Below are 21,216 nucleotides of genomic sequence, written 5' to 3' on the forward strand. Positions count from 1 at the left end.
CCGTTTTTTATGCCTGCCAGTCGTATCAATGGGACTGGGTAACCCCGGTCTGGCGGGCCTTGAGGTTCTTGTCGGCCTTGTATTGCAGGGCTACATCCGGCACCGAGCCACTCTTGCCGGTTTCGACCCACTTGCGAATACGGCTGGCATCGGCAAAGTGCGTGAGTTTGCCGAAGGCATCGAGGATCACCAGCGACACGGGGCGGTTGCCCATGCTCGTCACCAGCACCAGGCAGTGACCGGCCTGGTTGGTGAAGCCGGTCTTGGTCAGCTTGATATCCCAGTTGGCGCGGTTGACCAGGTGATCGGTGTTGGAAAAGCCCAGGGTGTAACTGGGCTTGCGGAACGACACGGTTTTTTCCTTGGTGGTGCTCAATTGCGTGAGCAGCGGGTATTTATGCGCGGCCTGCACCAGCTTGCTCAAGTCGCGGGCGGTGGACACGTTATGGATCGACAGGCCGGTGGGCTCGACGTAACGGGTGCTGTTCATGCCCAGGGCCTTGGCCTTGGCGTTCATCGCGGCAATAAACGCCGCATAGCCACCCGGATAGTGGTGGGCCAGGCTGGCGGCAGCACGGTTTTCCGAGGACATCAGGGTGATCAGCAACATCTCCTTGCGCGGCATCTCGCTGTTGAGCTTGACCCGTGAGAACACGCCTTTCATTTCCGGGGTGTCGCTGATGTTGATGGAGATGTACTCGTCCATATTCTGCTTGGCGTCCAGCACCACCATGCCCGTCATCAATTTGGTGACGGACGCGATCGGTACTACTACGTCGGGGTTGCTGGCGTAGATCACCTTGTTGGTCTGCAAGTCCACCAGCATCGCGCTGCCCGAGGCGATGTGCAGCTGCGAGGTGTCTCGAGGGGCCAGGGTGGTTTCACTGGCGTTGGCGACAGTGCCTGCGAGTGCGAAGAACAGGCTGACAAGAGAAAGACGAATATTCACGCGGATGAACTCGCTAAAAGGTAGAAAAATACCGGGTGTGGCCGGCTATATGAAAAAAGACGTTACATATTATTAGTATGGGCCAGAAACTGTCGAATGTTCTTCTGAAACCAGACGAAAGCTCTTAAAAACAAAGAAAAAACCGATTTTTTTCGGGCAATAAAAAGCCCCGCCATAAGGCAGGGCTTTTTTAGTGCGGCGGGTTATTAGCTGTGCAGGGTTTCGGCTGCGTACAGGGTGTTTTCCAGCAGGCAGGCACGAGTCATCGGGCCAACACCACCTGGCACCGGGGTAATCCAGCCGGCACGGGGCAGGGCCGTTTCATACACCACGTCGCCCACCAGTTTGCCGTCGTCCTGGCGGTTGATACCGACGTCAATCACGATGGCGCCTTCCTTGATCCACTCGCCCTTGACCAGGCCCGGCTTGCCCGCGGCGACCACGACCAGGTCGGCACGACCGACGTGGCCTGCCAGGTCCTTGGTGAAGCGGTGGGTGACGGTCACGGTGCAGCCGGCCAGCAGCAATTCCATGGCCATTGGGCGCCCGACAATGTTGGACGCACCCACGACCACTGCATCGAGGCCATAAAGGTCGACGCCGGTGCTTTCCAGCAGGGTCATGATGCCCTTTGGCGTGCAGGGGCGCAGCAGGGGGATGCGCTGGGCCAGGCGGCCAACGTTATAAGGGTGGAAGCCATCGACGTCCTTGTCGGGGCGGATGCGCTCCAGCAACAGCGAGGCGTCCAGATGCTCCGGCAGCGGCAATTGCAAGAGGATGCCGTCGATGTTCGGGTCGTCGTTGAGGCCATCGATCAGGTCGGTGAGGGCCTGTTGGGTGGTATCGGAAGGCAAGTCGTAGGCCTTGGAAATAAAGCCGACCTCTTCACAGTCTTTACGCTTGTGCGAGACATAAACCTGGGAGGCAGGATCGCTGCCGACCAGGATCACCGCGAGCCCCGGCGTGCGCAGGCCAAGCTTGCGACGCTCGGCGACACGTTTGGCGATCTGCTGGCGCAGGCTGGCGGCGATTGATTTGCCGTCGATAAGTTGTGCAGTCATTACGCGTGATTAACCATCGAGAGGGGGAGGAAAAGTGCGAGCATTCTCGCACGCCAGGACGTGAGGGCAAAGGCGCTTGGTCTGCAAATTCCCCTAACCCCTTAAATAAAATGAATTTTTTTCAAAAAAGATTTGACGGCCCCTGGGGGCGTCTATACTATTCGTCGCACTTGTCGGGCACAGCCTAGCACTGGTTAAGAAGGTCGAGCGCAATAGTCGTTTTATTGTGTAAGGCTGGAAGCATTTAGTTTGTAGTCCTCCAAGAGTACAGATTAATCAGGCGCCCGTAGCTCAGCTGGATAGAGCATCCGCCTTCTAAGCGGATGGTCGCAGGTTCGAGTCCTGCCGGGTGCGCCATTAGGCAGCTTTGGCACAAGTAGCGCAAGATGGTGGGCGTAGCTCAGTTGGTAGAGCACGGGATTGTGACTCCCGTTGTCGAGGGTTCGATCCCCTTCGTCCACCCCATATTTGAAAAGGCGCCAGATTTAACGGTCTGGCGCCTTTGTTTTAAAAAGCTTCAAGCCGCGGATGTGGTGGAATTGGTAGACACACTGGATTTAGGTTCCAGCGCCGCGAGGCGTAAGAGTTCGAGTCTCTTCATCCGCACCAAATACAGCGTCACCCTTGCCATGGGCCAGGTTGGTGCTTAACAGAGAAGACAATTGGCTTCTTTGTCACGCAATATGGTGGGCGTAGCTCAGTTGGTAGAGCACGGGATTGTGACTCCCGTTGTCGAGGGTTCGATCCCCTTCGTCCACCCCATATTCCGAAAGGCGCCAGATTTAACAGTCTGGCGCCTTTTTTGTTTTAGCGGTTTGCGTATTCGGCGACTGCAGGTTTTGGGTCGCAGGGGTGGGGCGTTTCGTCGTATTTTTGTTTCTCGATGATGCCGTACTACCCGTCGGCCTTGTGTGCAAGGTCGGCAGCCAGGGAGATGGTTGGTGACTTCTTCTATATATAGAAGGGTTGGCACAGAGCCCTGGCGTGATTGGCTGTATTTGTCACTGGGGCGAGGAGCATTCGTGCATTCGTACCTGTAAAATGCCTGCTGTTTTTTTACCCGTTTTCAGTAGGGTGACTTCTTGAGTTTGACCCACTAGAATGCATGCCCTTGATTCTTGGGTCGGAAACGGCCGGCTAACGTCTGTGCAACGAGGAATATCCATGCAAGTTTCTGTTGAAAATACTACTGCTATCGAGCGCCGCATGAGCATCACCGTGCCGGCAGAGCGCATCGAGACTGCGGTCAACAAGCGTCTGCAGCAGACTGCCCAGAAGGCCAAGATCGCTGGTTTCCGTCCAGGCAAAGTGCCAATGAGCGAAATCAAGCGCCGTTTTGGTGCTGATGCGCGTCAAGATGCCGTAGGCGACGTGATCCAGGCTTCCTTCTACGAAGCTGTTGTCGAGCAAAAGCTGAACCCGGCTGGTTCGCCTTCCATCGAGCCTAAGTCCCTGGAAGCTGGCAAGGACCTGGAATACGTTGCCGTATTCGAAGTGTTCCCAGAGTTCACCGTCGCTGGTTTCGAAGGTATCGAAATCGAGCGCCTGAGCGCCGAAGTGGCTGATGCCGACCTGGACAACATGCTGGAAATCCTGCGCAAGCAGAACACTCGTTTTGAAGTGGCCGATCGCGCTGCCCAGAACGAAGACCAGTTGAACATCGATTTCGTGGGCAAGGTTGACGGCGAAGTCTTCGCTGGTGGCTCGGCCAAGGGTACCCAGCTGGTTCTGGGTTCCAACCGCATGATCCCTGGCTTCGAAGACGGCCTGGTTGGCGCTAAAGCTGGCGAAGAGCGCGTTCTGAACCTGACTTTCCCTGCTGACTACCAGAACCTGGACCTGGCTGGCAAAGCCGCCGAGTTCACCGTGACGGTCAACAGCGTTTCCGAGCCTAAGCTGCCAGAGCTGAACGAAGAGTTCTTCGCCCAGTTCGGTATCAAGGAAACCGGTATCGAAGGTTTCCGCGCCGAAGTTCGCAAGAACATGGAGCGTGAGCTGCGCCAGGCCATCAAGTCCAAGGTCAAGAACCAGGTCATGGACGGTCTGCTGGCTGCCAACCCGATCGAAGTGCCTAAGGCTCTGCTGTCCAACGAAGTGGATCGCCTGCGCGTACAAGCTGTTCAGCAGTTTGGTGGCAACATCAAGCCTGACCAACTGCCGGCCGAGCTGTTCGAAGAGCAAGCCAAGCGCCGCGTCGTGCTGGGCCTGATCGTGGCTGAAGTGGTCAAGCAATTCGACCTCAAGCCTGACGAAGACCGCGTTCGCGAAATGATCCAGGAAATGGCTTCGGCCTACCAGGAGCCTGAGCAGGTCGTGGCTTGGTACTACAAGAATGACCAGCAACTGAACGAAGTCCGTTCGGTTGTGCTGGAAGAACAAGTTGTGGATACTGTTCTGCAGAAGGCTAAGGTGACCGACAAAGCGGTCTCTTACGAAGAAGCAGTCAAGCCGGCTGAAGCAGCACAAGCCGACTGATTGTCCAACTCGTTTGAAAATACACCCATAAGCCAGCCTCGCGCTGGCTTATGCGTATTCAAGACATGACTATTTGGGAGTAACTGCAGAGCATGTTCCGTAATTCGTATATTCAGCAGAACTCTGATATCCAGGCCGCAGGCGGCCTGGTCCCGATGGTTGTCGAGCAATCTGCTCGTGGCGAACGCGCCTATGACATCTACTCGCGCCTGCTCAAGGAGCGAGTGATCTTTCTGGTTGGTCCGGTAGAGGACTACATGGCCAACCTGATCTGTGCGCAACTGCTGTTCCTTGAAGCGGAAAACCCGGACAAGGACATCCATCTCTACATCAACTCCCCAGGCGGTTCGGTGACAGCGGGCATGTCGATCTACGACACCATGCAGTTCATCAAGCCGAACGTATCCACCACTTGCATCGGCCAGGCCTGCAGCATGGGTGCATTCCTGCTGACAGCGGGTGCCGAAGGCAAGCGTTTCTGCCTGCCTAACTCGCGTGTGATGATTCACCAGCCATTGGGCGGTTTCCAGGGCCAGGCGTCGGACATCGAAATCCACGCCAAGGAAATCCTGTTTATCCGTGAGCGTCTCAACACGCTGATGGCCAAGCACAGCGGGCACACCCTGGAAGAAATCGAGCGTGATACCAACCGCGACAACTTCATGAGTGCCGAGGCCGCGCGTGAATACGGGCTGATCGACGCCGTGATCGACAAGCGCCCCGCTTAATATAAGCCGCTCAAAATAGGGCTGGTCGGCATGTCCGACCACTGGCGGGCTTGAAAAAGCCCGCATAAGCCTTCATCTTGTGTTGCAAGCCTATCGGATTTGGATCGAACGAATGACTGACACCCGCAACGGCGAGGACAACGGCAAGCTGCTCTATTGCTCCTTCTGTGGCAAAAGCCAGCATGAAGTGCGCAAATTGATTGCCGGCCCCTCGGTCTTTATCTGCGACGAGTGCGTCGACCTGTGCAATGACATCATCCGTGAGGAGGTGCAGGAAGCACAGGCCGAAAGCAGCGCGCATAAATTGCCTTCGCCTAAAGAAATCAGCGGCATCCTTGACCAGTACGTGATTGGTCAAGAGCGTGCAAAGAAGGTTCTGGCCGTAGCGGTGTACAACCACTACAAGCGCTTGAACCAGCGTGACAAGAAAGGTGACGAGGTCGAACTCGGCAAGAGCAACATCTTGCTGATCGGTCCTACAGGCTCGGGTAAAACCCTGCTTGCAGAAACCCTCGCTCGCCTGCTGAACGTTCCGTTCACCATCGCCGACGCCACCACCCTCACCGAGGCTGGCTACGTGGGTGAAGATGTCGAGAACATCATTCAGAAACTGCTGCAGAAGTGCGACTACGACGTAGAGAAGGCCCAGATGGGTATTGTCTATATCGATGAAATCGACAAGATTTCGCGCAAGTCCGACAACCCGTCGATCACCCGGGACGTTTCCGGTGAAGGCGTGCAGCAAGCCCTGCTGAAGCTGATTGAAGGCACGGTCGCCTCCGTACCGCCCCAAGGTGGTCGCAAGCATCCGCAGCAGGAATTCCTGCAGGTTGATACGCGTAACATCCTGTTTATCTGTGGCGGTGCGTTCTCCGGCCTGGAAAAGGTTATTCAAAACCGTTCCACCCGTGGCGGCATCGGTTTCAGTGCAGAAGTGCGCAGCAAGGAAGAAGGCAAGAAGGTGGGCGAGTCCCTGCGTGAAGTCGAGCCTGACGATCTGGTCAAGTTCGGTCTGATCCCGGAATTCGTTGGTCGTCTGCCGGTCCTGGCCACGTTGGACGAGTTGGATGAGGCTGCTCTGATTCAGATCCTCACCGAGCCGAAGAACGCCCTGACCAAGCAATACGCCAAGCTCTTCGAAATGGAAGGTGTAGACCTCGAGTTCCGTGCCGACGCGCTTAAATCGGTGGCCAAGCGGGCACTGGAGCGCAAGACTGGCGCACGCGGTCTGCGTTCGATCCTTGAAGGCGTGTTGCTCGACACCATGTACGAAATCCCCTCGCAGTCCGAGGTGAGTAAAGTGGTGATCGACGAAAGCGTTATAGAAGGTAAGTCCAAGCCACTGTATATCTACGAAAACAGTGAGCCGGCTGCCAAGGCTGCGCCAGACGCGTAAGCGTTTCGCAGTTTCGGTACAAACAAGGGGCCTCTAGGGGCCCCTTTGTTTTTCATAAGAATTTTTACTGTGTGTAACTGCCAGCATTGAGCTTGTTTTTTTTACACGCAGCCCCCATCTTGGTTTCAAGCTTACTTTCATCTGTCATAGAGGCGAAATCATGAAGACAACCATTGAATTGCCTCTCCTGCCATTGCGTGATGTGGTTGTGTATCCGCACATGGTTATCCCGCTGTTCGTGGGGCGCGAGAAGTCTATCGAAGCCCTCGAGGCCGCGATGACGGGCGACAAGCAGATCCTGCTGTTGGCCCAGAGAAATCCGGCTGATGACGATCCAGGCGAAGAAGCCCTGTATCGCGTCGGCACCATTGCCACTGTTCTGCAATTGCTCAAGCTGCCGGATGGCACCGTCAAGGTGTTGGTCGAAGGTGAGCAGCGCGGTGCGGTCGAGCGCTTCATGGAGGTGGATGGCCACCTGCGTGCAGAAGTGGCGTTGATCGACGAAGTCGAAGCGCCTGAGCGCGAATCCGAAGTCTTTGTGCGTAGCCTGCTGTCCCAGTTCGAGCAATACGTGCAACTGGGCAAGAAAGTCCCCGCAGAAGTCCTGTCCTCCCTCAACAGCATTGATGAGCCAAGCCGCCTGGTCGACACCATGGCCGCGCACATGGCGCTGAAGATCGAGCAGAAGCAGGACATCCTCGAAATTATTGACCTGTCTACCCGGGTCGAGCACGTCCTGGCGTTGCTGGATGCCGAGATCGATCTGTTGCAGGTCGAGAAGCGCATTCGCGGTCGCGTCAAAAAGCAGATGGAGCGCAGTCAGCGCGAGTACTACCTGAATGAGCAGATGAAGGCCATTCAGAAAGAACTCGGCGACAGCGAAGAAGGCCATAACGAAATCGAAGAGCTGAAAAAGCGCATCGATGCCGCCGGCCTGCCAAAAGACGCGTTGACCAAAGCCACCGCCGAGCTGAACAAGCTCAAGCAAATGTCGCCAATGTCGGCCGAAGCCACCGTGGTTCGTTCCTACATCGACTGGCTGGTGCAGGTGCCGTGGAAAGCCCAGACCAAGGTGCGCCTGGACCTGGCGCGTGCCGAAGATATCCTCGACGCCGATCACTACGGCCTGGAGGAGGTCAAGGAACGCATCCTCGAATACCTCGCCGTGCAGAAGCGCGTGAAGAAAATTCGTGGCCCGGTGTTGTGCCTGGTAGGTCCTCCTGGCGTGGGTAAAACCTCGCTGGCTGAGTCGATCGCCAATGCCACAAACCGTAAATTCGTGCGCATGGCCCTTGGTGGTGTGCGTGATGAAGCGGAAATCCGCGGTCATCGCCGGACTTACATCGGTTCGATGCCGGGAAGATTGATTCAAAAAATGACAAAGGTTGGGGTGCGCAACCCGCTGTTCCTGCTCGATGAAATCGACAAAATGGGCAGCGATATGCGTGGCGATCCGGCGTCGGCTTTGCTGGAAGTGCTCGACCCCGAGCAAAACCACAATTTCAACGACCATTACCTGGAAGTCGACTACGACCTGTCCGACGTAATGTTCCTGTGCACCTCCAACTCCATGAATATCCCTCCAGCCCTGCTGGACCGGATGGAGGTGATTCGTCTGCCGGGTTACACCGAAGACGAGAAGATCAATATCGCCGTCAAGTACCTCGCGCCCAAGCAGATTTCGGCCAACGGCCTGAAAAAGGGCGAGATCGAATTCGACGTCGAGTCGATCCGCGACATCATTCGTTACTACACCCGCGAGGCTGGTGTACGGGGCCTGGAGCGCCAGTTGGCGAAGATCTGCCGCAAGGCGGTCAAGGAACATGCCCTGGAAAAACGCTTCTCCGTGAAAGTCACGGCCGATGCCCTGGAGCACTTCCTGGGCGTGCGTAAATTCCGTTACGGCCTGGCCGAGCAGCAGGACCAGGTAGGGCAGGTGACTGGCCTGGCGTGGACTCAGGTCGGCGGCGAGTTGCTGACTATCGAAGCTGCGGTGATCCCGGGCAAGGGGCAACTGATCAAGACCGGTTCTTTGGGTGACGTGATGGTCGAATCCATCACCGCCGCGCAGACCGTGGTGCGCAGTCGCGCGCGGAGCCTGGGGATCCCCCTGGACTTCCACGAGAAGCACGACACCCACATCCACATGCCGGAAGGGGCCACCCCCAAAGACGGCCCCAGCGCTGGCGTAGGCATGTGCACGGCCCTGGTATCAGCCCTGACCGGCATCCCGGTGCGTGCCGATGTGGCCATGACCGGGGAAATTACCCTGCGCGGCCAAGTATTGGCCATTGGCGGCCTGAAGGAAAAACTGCTGGCTGCACACCGTGGTGGTATCAAGACGGTGATCATTCCGGAAGAGAATGTTCGCGACTTGAAGGAAATTCCTGACAATATTAAGCAGGATCTGCAGATTAAACCGGTTAAATGGATTGACGAGGTCCTGCAAATTGCGCTGCAATACGCGCCGGAGCCCTTGCCGGATGTGGCTCCCGAGATAGTCGCGAAGGACGAAAAACGCGAGACTGACTCTAAGGAAAGAATTAGCACGCATTAATACGTTTAAGCCTGGTGGCTTCCTTGACAGCTTTTTAGAGCCCTTGTTATAAAGCGGCTCTTATAAGTGCCTGTAGGCCATTCAGCACTGGTTTTTGCTTTCACCAAAAAACTTAGAATCATACTCAATAGATATAAGGGGACTTAGAGTGAACAAGTCGGAACTGATTGATGCTATCGCTGCATCTGCTGATATCCCGAAAGCTGCTGCTGGCCGTGCGCTGGACGCAGTAATCGAATCCGTCACTGGCGCTCTCAAGGCCGGCGACTCCGTGGTACTGGTAGGTTTCGGTACTTTCTCTGTGACCGATCGTCCAGCTCGCACTGGCCGTAACCCACAGACTGGCAAAGCACTGCAAATCGCTGCTGCCAAGAAACCCGGTTTCAAAGCCGGTAAAGCCCTGAAAGAAGCCGTCAACTAAGCTTCGCTCAAGCCTTTGCCTATCCGGGCTGGACGCAGGTCTGGTCTGGCAGCGGAGCGGCAACAGACCTGAATATCCATTGGGTCGCTAAGCCGGGGGGCGGGTTCAATACCCGTCCGTTCCGCCAGTTACGAGAAGGCGCATCCTCGGATGCGCCTTTCTTCTATCCGGATTCTACCCACGCTCCACGGTTGCCTAATTTTGAAGTTCAACCGTTTCTGGGGGACGCATGCTGCAGAATATCAGGGACAATTCACAAGGCTGGATTGCCAAGACCATTATCGGGCTCATCGTTGTATTGATGGCCTTCACCGGTATCGAGGCCATTTTCCAGGCTACGACCAACAGCCAGGACGCGGCCAAGGTCAATGGTGAAGAAATCAGTCAAAACGAGCTGAGCCAGGCCGTCGACATGCAACGTCGGCAGCTGATGCAACAACTGGGCAAGGACTTCGACGCGTCCTTGCTGGATGAAAAAATGCTGCGCGAAGCGGCCCTCAAGGGCCTGATCGACCGCAAGCTGCTGCTGCAAGGCGCGGCCGATTCGAAGTTCTCCTTCTCGGAAGCTGCACTGGACCAAGTGATCCTGCAGACCCCGGAGTTCCAGGAAGACGGCAAGTTCAGCGCTGAACGCTTCGACCAGGTGATCCGTCAGCTGGGCTACAGCCGTATGCAATTCCGTCAGATGCTGACCCAGGAAATGCTGATCGGCCAACTGCGCGCAGGCATTGCCGGCAGCGGTTTTGTTACCGACCAGGAAGTGCTGAACTTCGCGCGTCTGGAAAAACAGACCCGTGATTTCGCCACCGTTAGTATCAACGCCGACCCGGCTGCCGTGAAGCTCACTGACGACGAGGTCAAGGCTTACTACGACCAGCACGCCAAGGAGTTCATGACCCCGGACCAGGTCGTCATCGACTACCTGGAGCTGAAGAAGGCTTCGTTCTTTGACCAGGTAACGGTCAAGGACGATGAACTGCAGGCCCTGTACGAGAAAGAAACCGCCAACCTCGCTGAACAGCGTCGTGCCGCGCACATCCTGATCGAAGTCAACGACAAGGTCACCGAGGCGCAAGCCAAGGCCAAGATCGAAGAAGTCCAGGCGCGTCTGGCCAAGGGCGAGAGCTTCGAGGCCCTGGCCAAGGAGTTCTCCCAGGATCCAGGTTCGGCCAACAATGGCGGCGATCTGGGTTTCGCGGGCCCTGGCGTCTACGATCCTGAGTTTGAAAGCACCCTGTATGCCTTGAACAAGGACCAGGTCTCGGCACCGGTACGTTCCAGCTTCGGCTGGCACCTGATCAAGCTGCTGGGTGTTGAAGCGCCAGAAGTGCCTTCGTTCGCCAGCCTGAAAGACAAGCTGACCCGTGAGCTGAAGACCCAGCAAGTGGAGCAGCGTTTTGTCGAGGCGACCAAGCAATTGGAAGATGCGGCTTTCGAAGCCTCCGACCTGGCCCAGCCGGCGTCGGACCTGAAGCTGACCGTACACACCTCCGCGCCGTTTGGCCGTGAAGGTGGCGAAGGCATCGCGGCCAACCGTGCTGTGATCCAGGCCGCTTTCAGCCCTGAAGTGCTGGATGAGGGTGCCAACAGCACCGCCATCGAGCTGGATCCGGAAACCATCGTCGTCCTGCGCGCCAAGGAGCACCGCAAGCCGGAGCAACTGCCGCTGGAAAGCGTGGCGACTGCCATCCGTGCCCAACTGACCAAGGAGCGCGCAAGCGCTGCGGCCAAGACCCATGCCGATGAGCTGATCGCCAACCTGCGCGATGGCAAGCTGGCGTTGGACCAGGCGGTTGATGGCCAGGCCTGGAAAGTCACCGAAGCCGCTACCCGCGGTCAGGACGGCGTTGAGCCGGCTGTGTTGCAGGCACTGTTCCGCATGCCCAAGCCCGCGGCGAAAGACAAGCCGACCTTTGCCGACGTGACCCTGCCAGATGGCAGCTTGATGATCGTGCGCTTGAACAGCGTCAACGAAGGGGCTGCGCCGACCGATGAAGAGAAGGAGCAATACCGTCGCTTCCTCGCTTCGCGGGTTGGTCAGCAGGACTTCGCTGCGTTCCGCAAGGAACTGGAAGCCAAGGCTGACATCAAGCGTTTCTGATGGTGTGATACCGCTTCAAAAAAAGACCCCGGCCTGAAAGCCGGGGTCTTTTTTTGCCTGCTCATCAGCCCCGCCAAGCTGATGTAGGAGCGAGCTTGCTCGCGAAGAACCTGAGAGCGCCGCGCATACCCAGCAAGCCCCCTTTATCGTTAACGTCTTTCGCGAGCAAGCTCGCTCCTACATAAGCTGGGCGCTTCGGGTCTGTAAGGTTGCGATCAATGCCAACATGGCCAAGCCCGCGACCACCCAGGGAAACGACATCACGCCCCATCCCTGAAGCAGTACGCCGCCTAGCAGCCCTCCGCCGGCAATCCCCAGGTTCCACACCGTTACCAGCATCGACTGTGCAGCGTCCGCCGAGTCACCTGCCGACTTGGCCAGTGCGGTTTGCAGCAAGGCAGGCAAGCCGCCAAATGCCAGGCCCCAGATGGCCACTGACAGGTAGATGACTTCGGTAGACGCGGTCCAGAGGCCCAAGGCCAACGCCGCAGCCGCAAACAGCGCGCAACTGATCACCAGCAAGGCCGGCAGCAGGCGGTCAATCAACAGGCCGACGATCCAGATACCCATCAGCGCAGCCAGGCCAAATACCAGCAACACCTGGTCAATGTCAGCGGCAAGCCCGGCAGGCAGCAGAAACGGCGAGATATAGGTGTACAGAATGTTATGTGCCAGCACATAGGTAAACGTCACCCACAACGTCGGACGCACCCCACGCAAGTGCAGGACCTGACGCAAGCCCAGGCGCTGTTGCGCCCTTTGTCCGGCAAAGTCCGGCACCTGCCAGCGCACCCACACCAGTAGCAGTACGGTCAGTGCGGTCATGATTGCAAAGCTCAACCGCCAGCCTACCGCCGTGCCCAGAAATGTCCCGGCAGGTACGCCAAGGGACAGCGCCAGCGGCGCGCCCAGCATTGCCACGGCAATCGCCCGGCCTTGCAGGTGCGGCGCGACCATGCGGCTGGCATATCCGGCCAGCAGTGCCCAGAGCAAGCCGGCGAAGATGCCAGCCAGCAGCCGCGCGACCAGGGTCAGCCAATACAGGTCTGATAGCGCCGTGACACTGTTGACCAGCGCAAAACCGCCGATCGCTATCAGCAGCAAGGGGCGGCGGCGCCAGCCACGGGTGGCGATGGTCAGGGGAATGGCCGCCAGCAACGAGCCAAGGGCGTATACCGTGACCAACTGACCGACCAGCGCCTCGCTGACGCCCAGGTCGGCGCTCATCTGTGGCAGCAGGCCGGCAGGCATCGCCTCGGTGAGGATGGTGATGAAACCGGCGGTCGCCAGCGCGAGCAAGCCCGCCAGGGGTAGTCGTTCGCGTCGGCTGGGCAGGTATTGCGGTGTACTGCAGTCATTCATGTGGCTCGGCTCCGTATTCAAGGCATCAGGACATCGGGGGCAGAGTAGGGGGCTGAACCCCTCGGAAAAATAGGCTAAGGTTCCGAACTTATCGGACGTTCATGTCCGTAATCAGCGGGAAGGGATAATGGACAGCCTGGGCAGTATTTCGGTGTTTGTGCAGGTCGCGGAAACCCGCAGCTTTACTCAGGCTGGTCGCGTACTGGGGGTGTCTTCCTCGGCCGTGGGCAAAACCATCGCGCGCATGGAGCAGCGCCTGGGTGTACGGCTGTTTCACCGCAGCACCCGCAGTATTACGCTGACGGCCGAAGGCGCGCTGTTTCTCGAGCGTTCGCGGCGCATCCTGGCCGAAGTTGAAGCGGCGGAGCAGGAGTTGACGGAGGCGGCGGCCACACCGCGTGGAAAATTGCGCGTCAGCTTGCCGCAAGTCCGAGGCCTGTTGATGCCTGTGCTGAGCGAGTTCATGCGGGCCTATCCAGAGATTGAGCTGGATGTGGACTTCTCTGACCGCATGGTGGACGTGATCGAGGAAGGCTTCGATGCCGTGGTGCGCACCGGCAAGCCCGAGGATTCGCGGCTCACGGCCCGGTTGCTGGGGCATTATCGGTTGGTGCTGGTGGGTTCGCCGCAGTACTTCGCCCTGCACGGCACGCCGGTTTGTCCTGCGGATCTGAACCACCACGCCTGCCTGCGCCACAAGTTCTGCGCCACCGGTAAGCTGGAAGCCTGGCCACTGCGTTATCTACCGGGTGAACCCGAACCGGTGTTGCGCACTCCCTTGGTCAGTACCACTATCGAGTCCCTCAACCATGTGGTGCATGAAGGCCTGGGGATCGCCTGCCTGCCGGACTTCATGGTTCGCGAATCCGTCACGCAGGGCCGCTTGCTGCGGGTGCTGGACGAGCATCTGGAACACAGCGGCAGTTTCTGGATGCTCTGGCCGTCGAGCCGGCATGCTTCGGCCAAACTGCGGGTGTTTATCGACCATATGAGCGCCAGGCTTTTTCCCGTATCGCACGTCGAGCCGGTCGCTGGCGTTTTACCGACAGGAATCCGCGCGCGCACCCCGTGATCTGTTGCACAATACCGCCCTGACCGTTTTCCTCAGGATCATCAATGTCGACTTCATTTCACTTGCGTGGCCTTGCGCTCGCGCTGGTGCTGGCAGGCGCCACGGGCTGCTCGTCGCCCAAGACCGCTATCTACGAACATGAAAACTTCGACGACTCCGGTACGTTTTCGCGCAACTACCCGGTCAGCGATGTCGCGGCCTGCGAAGCGGCACGCCGGGCGTTGCTCAGCCAGGGCTACATCATCACCAGCAGCGACCCGAAGCTGGTGAGCGGTAACAAAAGTTTCCAGCAGACCGGTGAGACCCATCTGCAGATCAGTTTCAACGTGGTATGTGCCGAAGACGGCAGCGGCGAGCATCATGCGACCATGTTTGCCAACGCCCTGCAGGATCGCTATGCGCTGAAGAAGGTCAACAACTCCGCCAGCCTGGGGGTGGGTGTGCTCGGTTCGGTATCGATGCCGATTGGCTCCACCGACGACTCTATGGTCAAGGTGGCCAGCGAGACGGTCAGCTCGCCGAAGTTCTATGAGCGCTACTTTGCCTTGGTGGATGTGTTCCTGCCCCAGGAAGTGAAGGCCGCCGAGCACATTCCAGAAGCGCCCAAGGCTGACCTCGGTGTGCCGGAGCCCAAGCCCGCGCCTGCAGTGGACAAGGTTGACGCGCCGCAAGATGTGCCGACTACGCCTGTTGCGCCAGCGGTCTCGGAACCGCTTGCGCCACCAGTGGAGCCGGTGCCGATTACGCCACAGCCCGCTCCGCAAGAAGCTCCAGCGCCGACCACGCCTGTGCTGCCCGCGCCAACAGAGGTGATTCCAGCGTTGCCGACCACCGGCCAATAACCCAGGTCGTTTAGCTCGAGGCGTTAAATCCATTGATGGCTGCTACGTTTAATCTTCAAGCTCAGGAACGTCATGACCCTGTCTTTTTTTCGTCACGACGGCACTTTAGGCTGGTGATGCGGGTCACTTAAGCCACCTGCTTTGATTACACAAGGAGTCGACGATGGACGATTATCAAGAAGAGCTGTTGGAGTATCAGGCATTCGAACTTGATCCGCTGGATCCGTCCGACGACGCCACCGAGCTGTAGGTAGGCGTCAGGCGGAATGCCGCTGACTGCGGCGAAATTCCCCTGGGGTCTGGCTGTTCCAGCGCTTGAAAGCCCGTTGAAAGGCTTCCGCTGAGGCAAAACCCAGTAGATAGGCGATTTCCCCAAACGCCAGTTCCGTATCGCGAATGTAGGTCATGGCCAGGTCGCGGCGGGTGTCGTTGAGAATGGCGCGAAACTGCGTGCCTTCCTCGGCCAGTTTGCGGCGCAAGGTCCAGGTCGGCAGTTTCAGGCGCGCCGCCACTTCTTCCAGGTCGGGTTCCCGGCCGCCATTGAGCATCGGCCCCAGCAAGCGGGTGATGCGCTCGCGCAGGCTGCGGGTGCGGGTCAGTTGCTCCAATTCCCTTTCACACAGCTGCAACAGCAGGTTCCAGGTACTGGGGCAATGCTGCGGGTTGCGCTGGGCCAGGCTGTGTTGGCTCAAGCGCAGTTGATTGAGCTCAGCGCCGAACTGGATTGGGCAATCGCCCAGCACGCTGTAGCTTGCACTGTAGTCGGGGGTGGCGAATTCGATCTCGATCCGTTCGGCCACGACCGGCTGCTGGCACAAGGTTGCCATCTGCTGTAGCCAACCGGCGAGAATCGAGTCCACGACAAACCGGTTATAGGCGTTATAGGGGCTGATGGAATAGAACCGCAGCCAGGCGCCCCCGGCGTCTTCATGAAAGCTGGACTGGCCACGGTAATTGGCACCGTACAGCGCCTCGAAGCGGGTCAACGTACGCGCGGCTTCGCGCACGTTGGGCGCCTGGGCCGCAGTGACGCCGGCCAGGCCAAGTTGATTCATGCGGCTCAGTTGGCCCATGCGCAGGCCCAGGCCGGGATCGCCGGTCAACTGGATGGCTGCGTGGCCCAGGCGCATATAGCGCGGGATTGACAGGCGTGCACCGGGTTCACTCAAGCGTGCTGGGTCCAGGCCGTATTGCAACAGCAGTGGCTGCGGGTCCAGGCCATGGCTGAGGATCGCGTCGGCCAGGGTGTGCACGATGCCCACCGATAAGTCACCGAGGCGCATCGGTGCCGGTTTCATGGGTTTACAGCCACACGTTCAGCAAACGCGCACCACGCGCGTTGCCGTCGGCGAAGACTTGTCCCTGGGTACTGAGAAAACTCTGGCCGCTGGTGCCCTGGTCCCAGAACTGTCCGCGCATGAACACGCTCATACCCGCACCGGCCAGGCTGATGGGGGCCTGGCTGATCAGGCTCAGGCGATGCCAGGCTTCACCTTCGCTGAGTTCTTCAGGCTTGAGGCTGACTTCCGGTGGCGTGGAGACGCTCTTGAAGCCGCGCCACGGCTTGTCCCAGGTATCCCGGCCAATCACCAGGGCCGGTACCGCCACCAGTTGCGCGCCTAATTCGTTGAGTTTGCGGTAATTGTCCGGATACCAGCTGTCACTGCCGATCAGGATGCCCAGGCGCCCGGCCGGGGTGTCGATCACGCTGATCGCGTTTTCGTCGCCCGGGGCGATAAAACCGCGCTCATCGAAGATCGGGTAGAGCTGGCGCTGGGGTTGGCCCAGCGGCAGGCCGTCGCGGTCGAACACCAGGCTGGTGTTGTACAGCGCACCATGGCCGACCTGCAGTTGACCCTGGCTGATGCTGGGGTTGGGCAGGGCGATGGAACCGGCCACCAGCGTCACCCCGAATTCCTTGGCCAGACCACCAAACAACACCTGGTAATCGCGGGCCATGGCCGGTGCCTTCATGCGCAGGTAGGCATCGTCGATACGGTTATCGCCCTGGGCACTGATCAGCGCGCGCATAAACAGCAATGGATTGCTGGCCGACAACCAGTTCATTGCCTCCTTGAGGCTGGTGGCCTGATACAGCTCGTTTTTCTCGCCACTGACCATCAACCAGGTGCCGACATGTTCCGGCAGCACCACAATGGTTTTGTCATTGATCAGCCCCATGTCCCGGGCATTGCGCAGATAGGCCGAGAGCTTGAGGTGCAAGCGCTCCAGGCTCTGGTAATCGGCGGGGAACAACTCGGGCTGGATGCCCAGCAGATTGCCGTGATCGGCGGGAACGCCCTCGTTCACGGCCAGGTTGATTCTCAGGTCCGACAGGTAATGCCCCACGGGGCGCTCCTGGGTCCAGACCAGATAGGCGGAAACGGCGGCGACCAAGGCCATGGTGAAGGTCAAAGCAAATAATTTACGCATGGGGGAACAGACAACAGGCCGTAAGCAGGGTTCGCCTCTAGGGTAGGGCGCGTCGCCACGCTTGCCAAGGGGCGTTGCGCATTTGGATCAATAACTTGTCAGTTTCAGTCATTGAGCGGTGGGGGCATGGCTCTTAGTCTGTGGGACATAAACCGATGGCCGGCCATTCGAGCCTGCCACGTCCCGTGATGATCCGTTGTGGAGCTGTACCATGACCGCTGCTGCCTACCCGCACCTGCTGGCCCCGTTGGACCTGGGTTTTACCACCTTGCGCAATCGCACCCTGATGGGGTCGATGCACACCGGTCTTGAAGAAAAGCCAGGTGGCTTCGAGCGCATGGCCGCGTATTTCGCCGAGCGTGCCCGTGGCGGCGTAGGCCTGATGGTTACCGGCGGCATTGGCCCGAACGATGAAGGCGGGGTGTATTCCGGGGCCGCCAAGCTGACCACCGAAGCCGAAGCGCTCAAGCACAAGATCGTGACCCAGGCGGTGCACGAGGCGGGCGGCAAAATCTGCATGCAGATCCTCCATGCCGGCCGTTATGCCTACAGCCCCAAGCAGGTCGCGCCGAGCGCGATCCAGGCGCCGATCAACCCGTTCAAGCCCAAGGAGCTGGACGAGGAAGGCATCGAAAAGCAGATCAGCGACTTTGTGACGTGCTCGGTACTGGCCCAGGTCGCCGAGTACGACGGTGTGGAAATCATGGGCTCGGAAGGTTATTTCATTAACCAGTTCCTCGCCGCCCACACCAACCATCGCACCGACCGCTGGGGCGGCGCCTACGAAAACCGCATGCGCCTGCCGGTGGAAATCGTGCGTCGGGTGCGCGAAGCCGTGGGGCCCAACTTCATCATTATCTTCCGCCTGTCGATGCTCGACCTGGTGGAAGGCGGCAGCACCTGGGAAGAAATTGTCCAGTTGGCCAGGGCCATCGAGCAGGCGGGCGCGACGATTATCAATACCGGCATCGGCTGGCACGAAGCGCGCATCCCGACCATCGCCACCAAAGTGCCGCGGGGCGCATTCAGTAAGGTCACGGCCAAGCTGCGCGGCGCGGTGCAGATTCCGTTGATCACCACCAACCGTATCAACACGCCGGAAGTGGCCGAACAGATCCTTGCCGAGGGCGATGCCGATATGGTGTCCATGGCCCGGCCGTTCCTGGCCGACCCGGAGTTCGTCAACAAGGCCGCCGCTGGCCGTGCCGACGAAATCAACACCTGCATCGGCTGCAACCAGGCGTGCCTGGACCATACCTTCGGCGGCAAGCTGACCACCTGCCTGGTCAACCCGCGCGCCTGCTACGAGACCGAACTCAATTACCTGCCGGTCAAGCAGATCAAGAAGATCGCGGTAGTCGGTGCCGGCCCTGCAGGCCTGGCCGCTGCCACCGTGGCCGCCGAACGCGGGCATCAGGTGACCTTGTTCGATTCCGCCAGCGAGATCGGCGGCCAGTTCAATATCGCCAAGCGCGTGCCGGGCAAGGAAGAGTTCTTCGAAACCCTGCGTTATTTCAAACGCAAGTTGCAGACCACCCATGTCGAGCTGTGCCTCAACACCCGCGTGGACGTCGAGCAACTGGTGGCGGGCGGTTATGACGAGATCATTCTCGCCACCGGTATCGCGCCACGTACCCCGGCGATCCCGGGCGTCGAGAACCCCAAGGTGTTGAGTTACCTGGACGTGATCCTCGAACGCAAGCCGGTGGGCAAGCGTGTAGCGGTGATTGGCGCCGGCGGCATCGGTTTCGACGTGTCGGAATTCCTGGTGCACCAAGGCGTGTCCACCAGCCTGGATCGCGAGGCGTTCTGGAAAGAATGGGGCATCGACACCCAACTGCAAGCCCGTGGCGGCGTGGCCGGGATCAAGCCCGAGCGCCATGCGCCGGCCCGTGAAGTGTTCCTGCTGCAGCGCAAGACTTCCAAGGTCGGCGACGGCCTGGGCAAGACCACCGGCTGGATCCACCGTACCGGCCTGAAGAACAAGCAGGTGCAGATGCTCAATAGCGTCGAGTACCTGAAGATCGACGACGCAGGCCTGCACATTCGTATTGGCGCCGAGGGCGAGCCCCAAGTGCTGACGGTGGACAACATCGTCATCTGCGCCGGCCAGGACCCGCTGCGCGAACTGCAGGACGGCCTGGTCGCCGCTGGCCAGAACGTGCACCTGATCGGCGGTGCCGATGTGGCCGCCGAGCTGGATGCCAAGCGTGCGATCAACCAGGGCTCGCGCCTCGCCGCCGAGCTGTAAGACCCGGGAAGGGGCGGTGTTAGACTACCGCCCCTTTTTTCATGCAGACGTGCCCTGATGGGTCCTTTCGATTGGCTTCCCCAGGCTCCCCTCGAACCCTTGCAGCTGGATTGGCTGAACGGCGTCGAGGTGGCCGTGTTGCGCTTGGACCGCATCGACCCGCTGATCAGCGGCAACAAGTGGTTCAAGCTCACCGGGCACCTGGCCCAGGCGCAACAGGCGGGTGCCAGCGGCATCATCAGCCTGGGCGGCGCCTACTCCAATCACCTGCATGCCCTGGCGGCGGCCGGCAAACGCTTCGGGTTTGCCACCGTCGGCCTGTTGCGCGGGCACCCGCAAGACACCCCGACTGTTTTCGACCTGCAAGCGTTCGGCATGCACCTGCACTGGTTGGGCTATGGCGGCTATCGCGCGCGCCATGAGCCGGGCTTCTGGTTGCCTTGGCGCGAGCGCTATCCGCACCTGCATCCTGTGCCCGAAGGCGGCGGCGCAATGACCGGGGCGTTGGGTTGTGGGGTGTTGCTGGAGCAGGTACGGACGCAGTTGCACACCCTGGGTTGGGCCGATTACGACGCCTGGTGGCTGGCGGCCGGCACTGGTACCACCCTGGCGGGGTTGGTCCTGGCGGAGGCGGGCGGCCATCCTGTGTTTGGGGCAATGGCGGTACCGGATGATCATGGCGTCGCGCAGAACGTGCAGGCCATTGTGCAGGGCGGGTATGAACTGTTGGATGCCAGCCGTGGCGGTTTTGCCAAGGCCGATCAGCCATTGCTTGAATTTATCGCCACTACCGAACAGGCCTGCGGCCTTGCGTTGGAGCCGCTGTACACCGGCAAGGCGCTGCTGGCGCTCAAGCAGCAGATCGAGGCCGGGCGCTTCGCTCCCGGCACTCGCTTGATCTTTGTGCACACCGGCGGCCTGCAAGGCCGCCGGGGTTTTGCGGATTAACGCTTGGGTAACATGCGCAACACGGTGTTATCGCGCATGAAATAGTGGTGGTACAGACCCGCTGCCGCATGCAGGCCGATCAGCCAGTAGCCGATAGTGCCGCCCAGCACGTGCCAGCCTTCGATCTGCTTGGCCAAGTCTTTGTTTTCGCCGATCAGGGGCGGCAACTCAAGGCCGTAGAACGACACTGAATGCCCTGCGGCACTGACGATCAGCCAGCCGAAGATCGGCATGCCGATCATGAACACATACAACGCCACGTGCATCAGCGTCGCCAGCAAGGCTTGCCATTGCGGCGGGGCCGGCAGGATTTTCGGCGCCACGCCCAGGCTGCGGGCAAACAGGCGCAGCCAGACCAGTACAAAGATGGTCAGGCCGAACATGAAGTGCAGTTCTTTGATTAACGTGCGCCCGCCACTGCCTTTGGGGAAAATCCCGCGAAATTCAATGGTGGCGTAGACCACCACCAGCAGCACCAACATCAGCCAGTGCAGGGCGATGGACATCGTACTGTAACGGGACTCGCTGTTTTTCCACGGCATTGCGTCGTTCCTCACTCATCAGGGGCAAACCTCCGTTCTTTGGCGACGGAGTCCCTTCAGCCTAACCCTGTTGTGCAA

At 59.3% G+C, this 21,216-nt stretch carries 16 protein-coding genes and 4 tRNA genes; 14 read left to right on the forward strand and 6 right to left on the reverse strand.

All coding sequences use genetic code 11. The annotated features are described in order from the left end of the window. Positions 1-25 precede the first annotated feature (25 nt). Together pbpG and folD are read right to left on the reverse strand one after the other, a co-directional pair. Positions 26-949 carry a D-alanyl-D-alanine endopeptidase gene (gene pbpG / locus FIV38_RS21180; RefSeq protein ID WP_092239014.1) on the reverse strand — a complete coding sequence of 308 codons (924 nt, stop codon included), beginning with the start codon at positions 947-949 and terminating at the stop codon, positions 26-28. 206 nt (positions 950-1,155) lie between these two features. Further along, the gene (folD, locus tag FIV38_RS21185) at positions 1,156-2,010 is read right to left on the reverse strand and encodes a bifunctional methylenetetrahydrofolate dehydrogenase/methenyltetrahydrofolate cyclohydrolase FolD (RefSeq protein WP_029298425.1); all 855 of its coding nucleotides are present in this window, start codon (positions 2,008-2,010) and stop codon (positions 1,156-1,158) included. A 280-nt stretch (positions 2,011-2,290) separates the two neighbouring features. Between folD and FIV38_RS21190 the strand changes: the two genes are divergently transcribed. The 10 genes from FIV38_RS21190 (at position 2,291) to FIV38_RS21235 (ending at position 11,688) form a co-directional block, all read left to right on the forward strand. Beyond that, positions 2,291-2,367, forward strand: a tRNA-Arg gene (locus tag FIV38_RS21190). A gap of 32 nt (positions 2,368-2,399) precedes the next feature. Continuing rightward, positions 2,400-2,475: transfer RNA gene (locus FIV38_RS21195), tRNA-His, on the forward strand. Positions 2,476-2,534: 59 nt separating this feature from the next. Further along, positions 2,535-2,619: transfer RNA gene (locus FIV38_RS21200), tRNA-Leu, on the forward strand. Between the two features lie 77 nt (positions 2,620-2,696). Further along, positions 2,697-2,772, forward strand: a tRNA-His gene (locus FIV38_RS21205). Positions 2,773-3,174: 402 nt separating this feature from the next. Beyond that, a complete protein-coding gene (gene tig, locus FIV38_RS21210; protein ID WP_029298423.1) occupies positions 3,175-4,485 on the forward strand; it encodes a trigger factor in 1,311 nt (436 codons plus the stop codon). Positions 4,486-4,577: 92 nt separating this feature from the next. Beyond that, positions 4,578-5,213: an ATP-dependent Clp endopeptidase proteolytic subunit ClpP gene (gene clpP / locus FIV38_RS21215; RefSeq protein ID WP_029298421.1), complete on the forward strand. Its 636-nt coding sequence runs from the start codon at positions 4,578-4,580 to the stop codon at positions 5,211-5,213. A 112-nt stretch (positions 5,214-5,325) separates the two neighbouring features. Then, positions 5,326-6,609 carry an ATP-dependent Clp protease ATP-binding subunit ClpX gene (gene clpX, locus FIV38_RS21220; RefSeq protein WP_029298419.1) on the forward strand — a complete coding sequence of 428 codons (1,284 nt, stop codon included), beginning with the start codon at positions 5,326-5,328 and terminating at the stop codon, positions 6,607-6,609. A gap of 160 nt (positions 6,610-6,769) precedes the next feature. Beyond that, positions 6,770-9,166, forward strand: a complete 2,397-nt coding sequence (lon, locus tag FIV38_RS21225; protein WP_092239016.1) for an endopeptidase La — start codon at positions 6,770-6,772, stop codon at positions 9,164-9,166. 148 nt (positions 9,167-9,314) lie between these two features. Beyond that, positions 9,315-9,587: an HU family DNA-binding protein gene (locus FIV38_RS21230; protein ID WP_003174819.1), complete on the forward strand. Its 273-nt coding sequence runs from the start codon at positions 9,315-9,317 to the stop codon at positions 9,585-9,587. A 229-nt stretch (positions 9,588-9,816) separates the two neighbouring features. After that, a complete protein-coding gene (locus tag FIV38_RS21235) occupies positions 9,817-11,688 on the forward strand; it encodes a SurA N-terminal domain-containing protein (protein ID WP_092239018.1) in 1,872 nt (623 codons plus the stop codon). Positions 11,689-11,865: 177 nt separating this feature from the next. On the opposite strand, the gene FIV38_RS21240 is transcribed toward FIV38_RS21235, so the two are convergent. Then, positions 11,866-13,050 carry an MFS transporter gene (locus FIV38_RS21240; protein WP_092239020.1) on the reverse strand — a complete coding sequence of 395 codons (1,185 nt, stop codon included), beginning with the start codon at positions 13,048-13,050 and terminating at the stop codon, positions 11,866-11,868. Positions 13,051-13,177: 127 nt separating this feature from the next. Here FIV38_RS21240 and FIV38_RS21245 point away from each other — a divergent pair, with 127 nt between their 5' ends. Further along, entirely contained in the window at positions 13,178-14,122 is a 945-nt protein-coding gene (locus tag FIV38_RS21245; protein WP_092239022.1) for a LysR family transcriptional regulator, read from the forward strand. 44 nt (positions 14,123-14,166) lie between these two features. Beyond that, positions 14,167-14,964, forward strand: a complete 798-nt coding sequence (locus FIV38_RS21250) for a DUF2242 domain-containing protein (protein ID WP_092239024.1) — start codon at positions 14,167-14,169, stop codon at positions 14,962-14,964. 257 nt (positions 14,965-15,221) lie between these two features. Here FIV38_RS21250 and FIV38_RS21255 read toward each other — a convergent pair whose 3' ends face one another. Beyond that, complete coding sequence (locus FIV38_RS21255) at positions 15,222-16,262, reverse strand: AraC family transcriptional regulator (protein WP_092239026.1); 1,041 nt, start codon at positions 16,260-16,262, stop codon at positions 15,222-15,224. Between the two features lie 4 nt (positions 16,263-16,266). Then, positions 16,267-17,397, reverse strand: coding sequence for a carbon-nitrogen hydrolase family protein (locus FIV38_RS21260; protein WP_092239028.1), 1,131 nt, complete (start codon positions 17,395-17,397; stop codon positions 16,267-16,269). 211 nt (positions 17,398-17,608) lie between these two features. On the opposite strand from FIV38_RS21260, the gene FIV38_RS21265 reads away from it, so the two are divergent. Together FIV38_RS21265 and FIV38_RS21270 are read left to right on the forward strand one after the other, a co-directional pair. Further along, positions 17,609-19,648: an NADPH-dependent 2,4-dienoyl-CoA reductase gene (locus FIV38_RS21265; protein ID WP_092239030.1), complete on the forward strand. Its 2,040-nt coding sequence runs from the start codon at positions 17,609-17,611 to the stop codon at positions 19,646-19,648. A gap of 57 nt (positions 19,649-19,705) precedes the next feature. Then, complete coding sequence (locus FIV38_RS21270; protein ID WP_092239032.1) at positions 19,706-20,596, forward strand: 1-aminocyclopropane-1-carboxylate deaminase/D-cysteine desulfhydrase; 891 nt, start codon at positions 19,706-19,708, stop codon at positions 20,594-20,596. On the opposite strand, the gene FIV38_RS21275 is transcribed toward FIV38_RS21270, so the two are convergent. Continuing rightward, positions 20,593-21,138, reverse strand: a complete 546-nt coding sequence (locus FIV38_RS21275) for a cytochrome b (RefSeq protein WP_029298399.1) — start codon at positions 21,136-21,138, stop codon at positions 20,593-20,595. The two genes, FIV38_RS21270 and FIV38_RS21275, sit on opposite strands and share 4 nt — an antisense overlap. Positions 21,139-21,216 lie beyond the last annotated feature (78 nt).

The organism is Pseudomonas proteolytica, assembly GCF_007858275.1.
Classification (GTDB): domain Bacteria; phylum Pseudomonadota; class Gammaproteobacteria; order Pseudomonadales; family Pseudomonadaceae; genus Aquipseudomonas; species Aquipseudomonas proteolytica.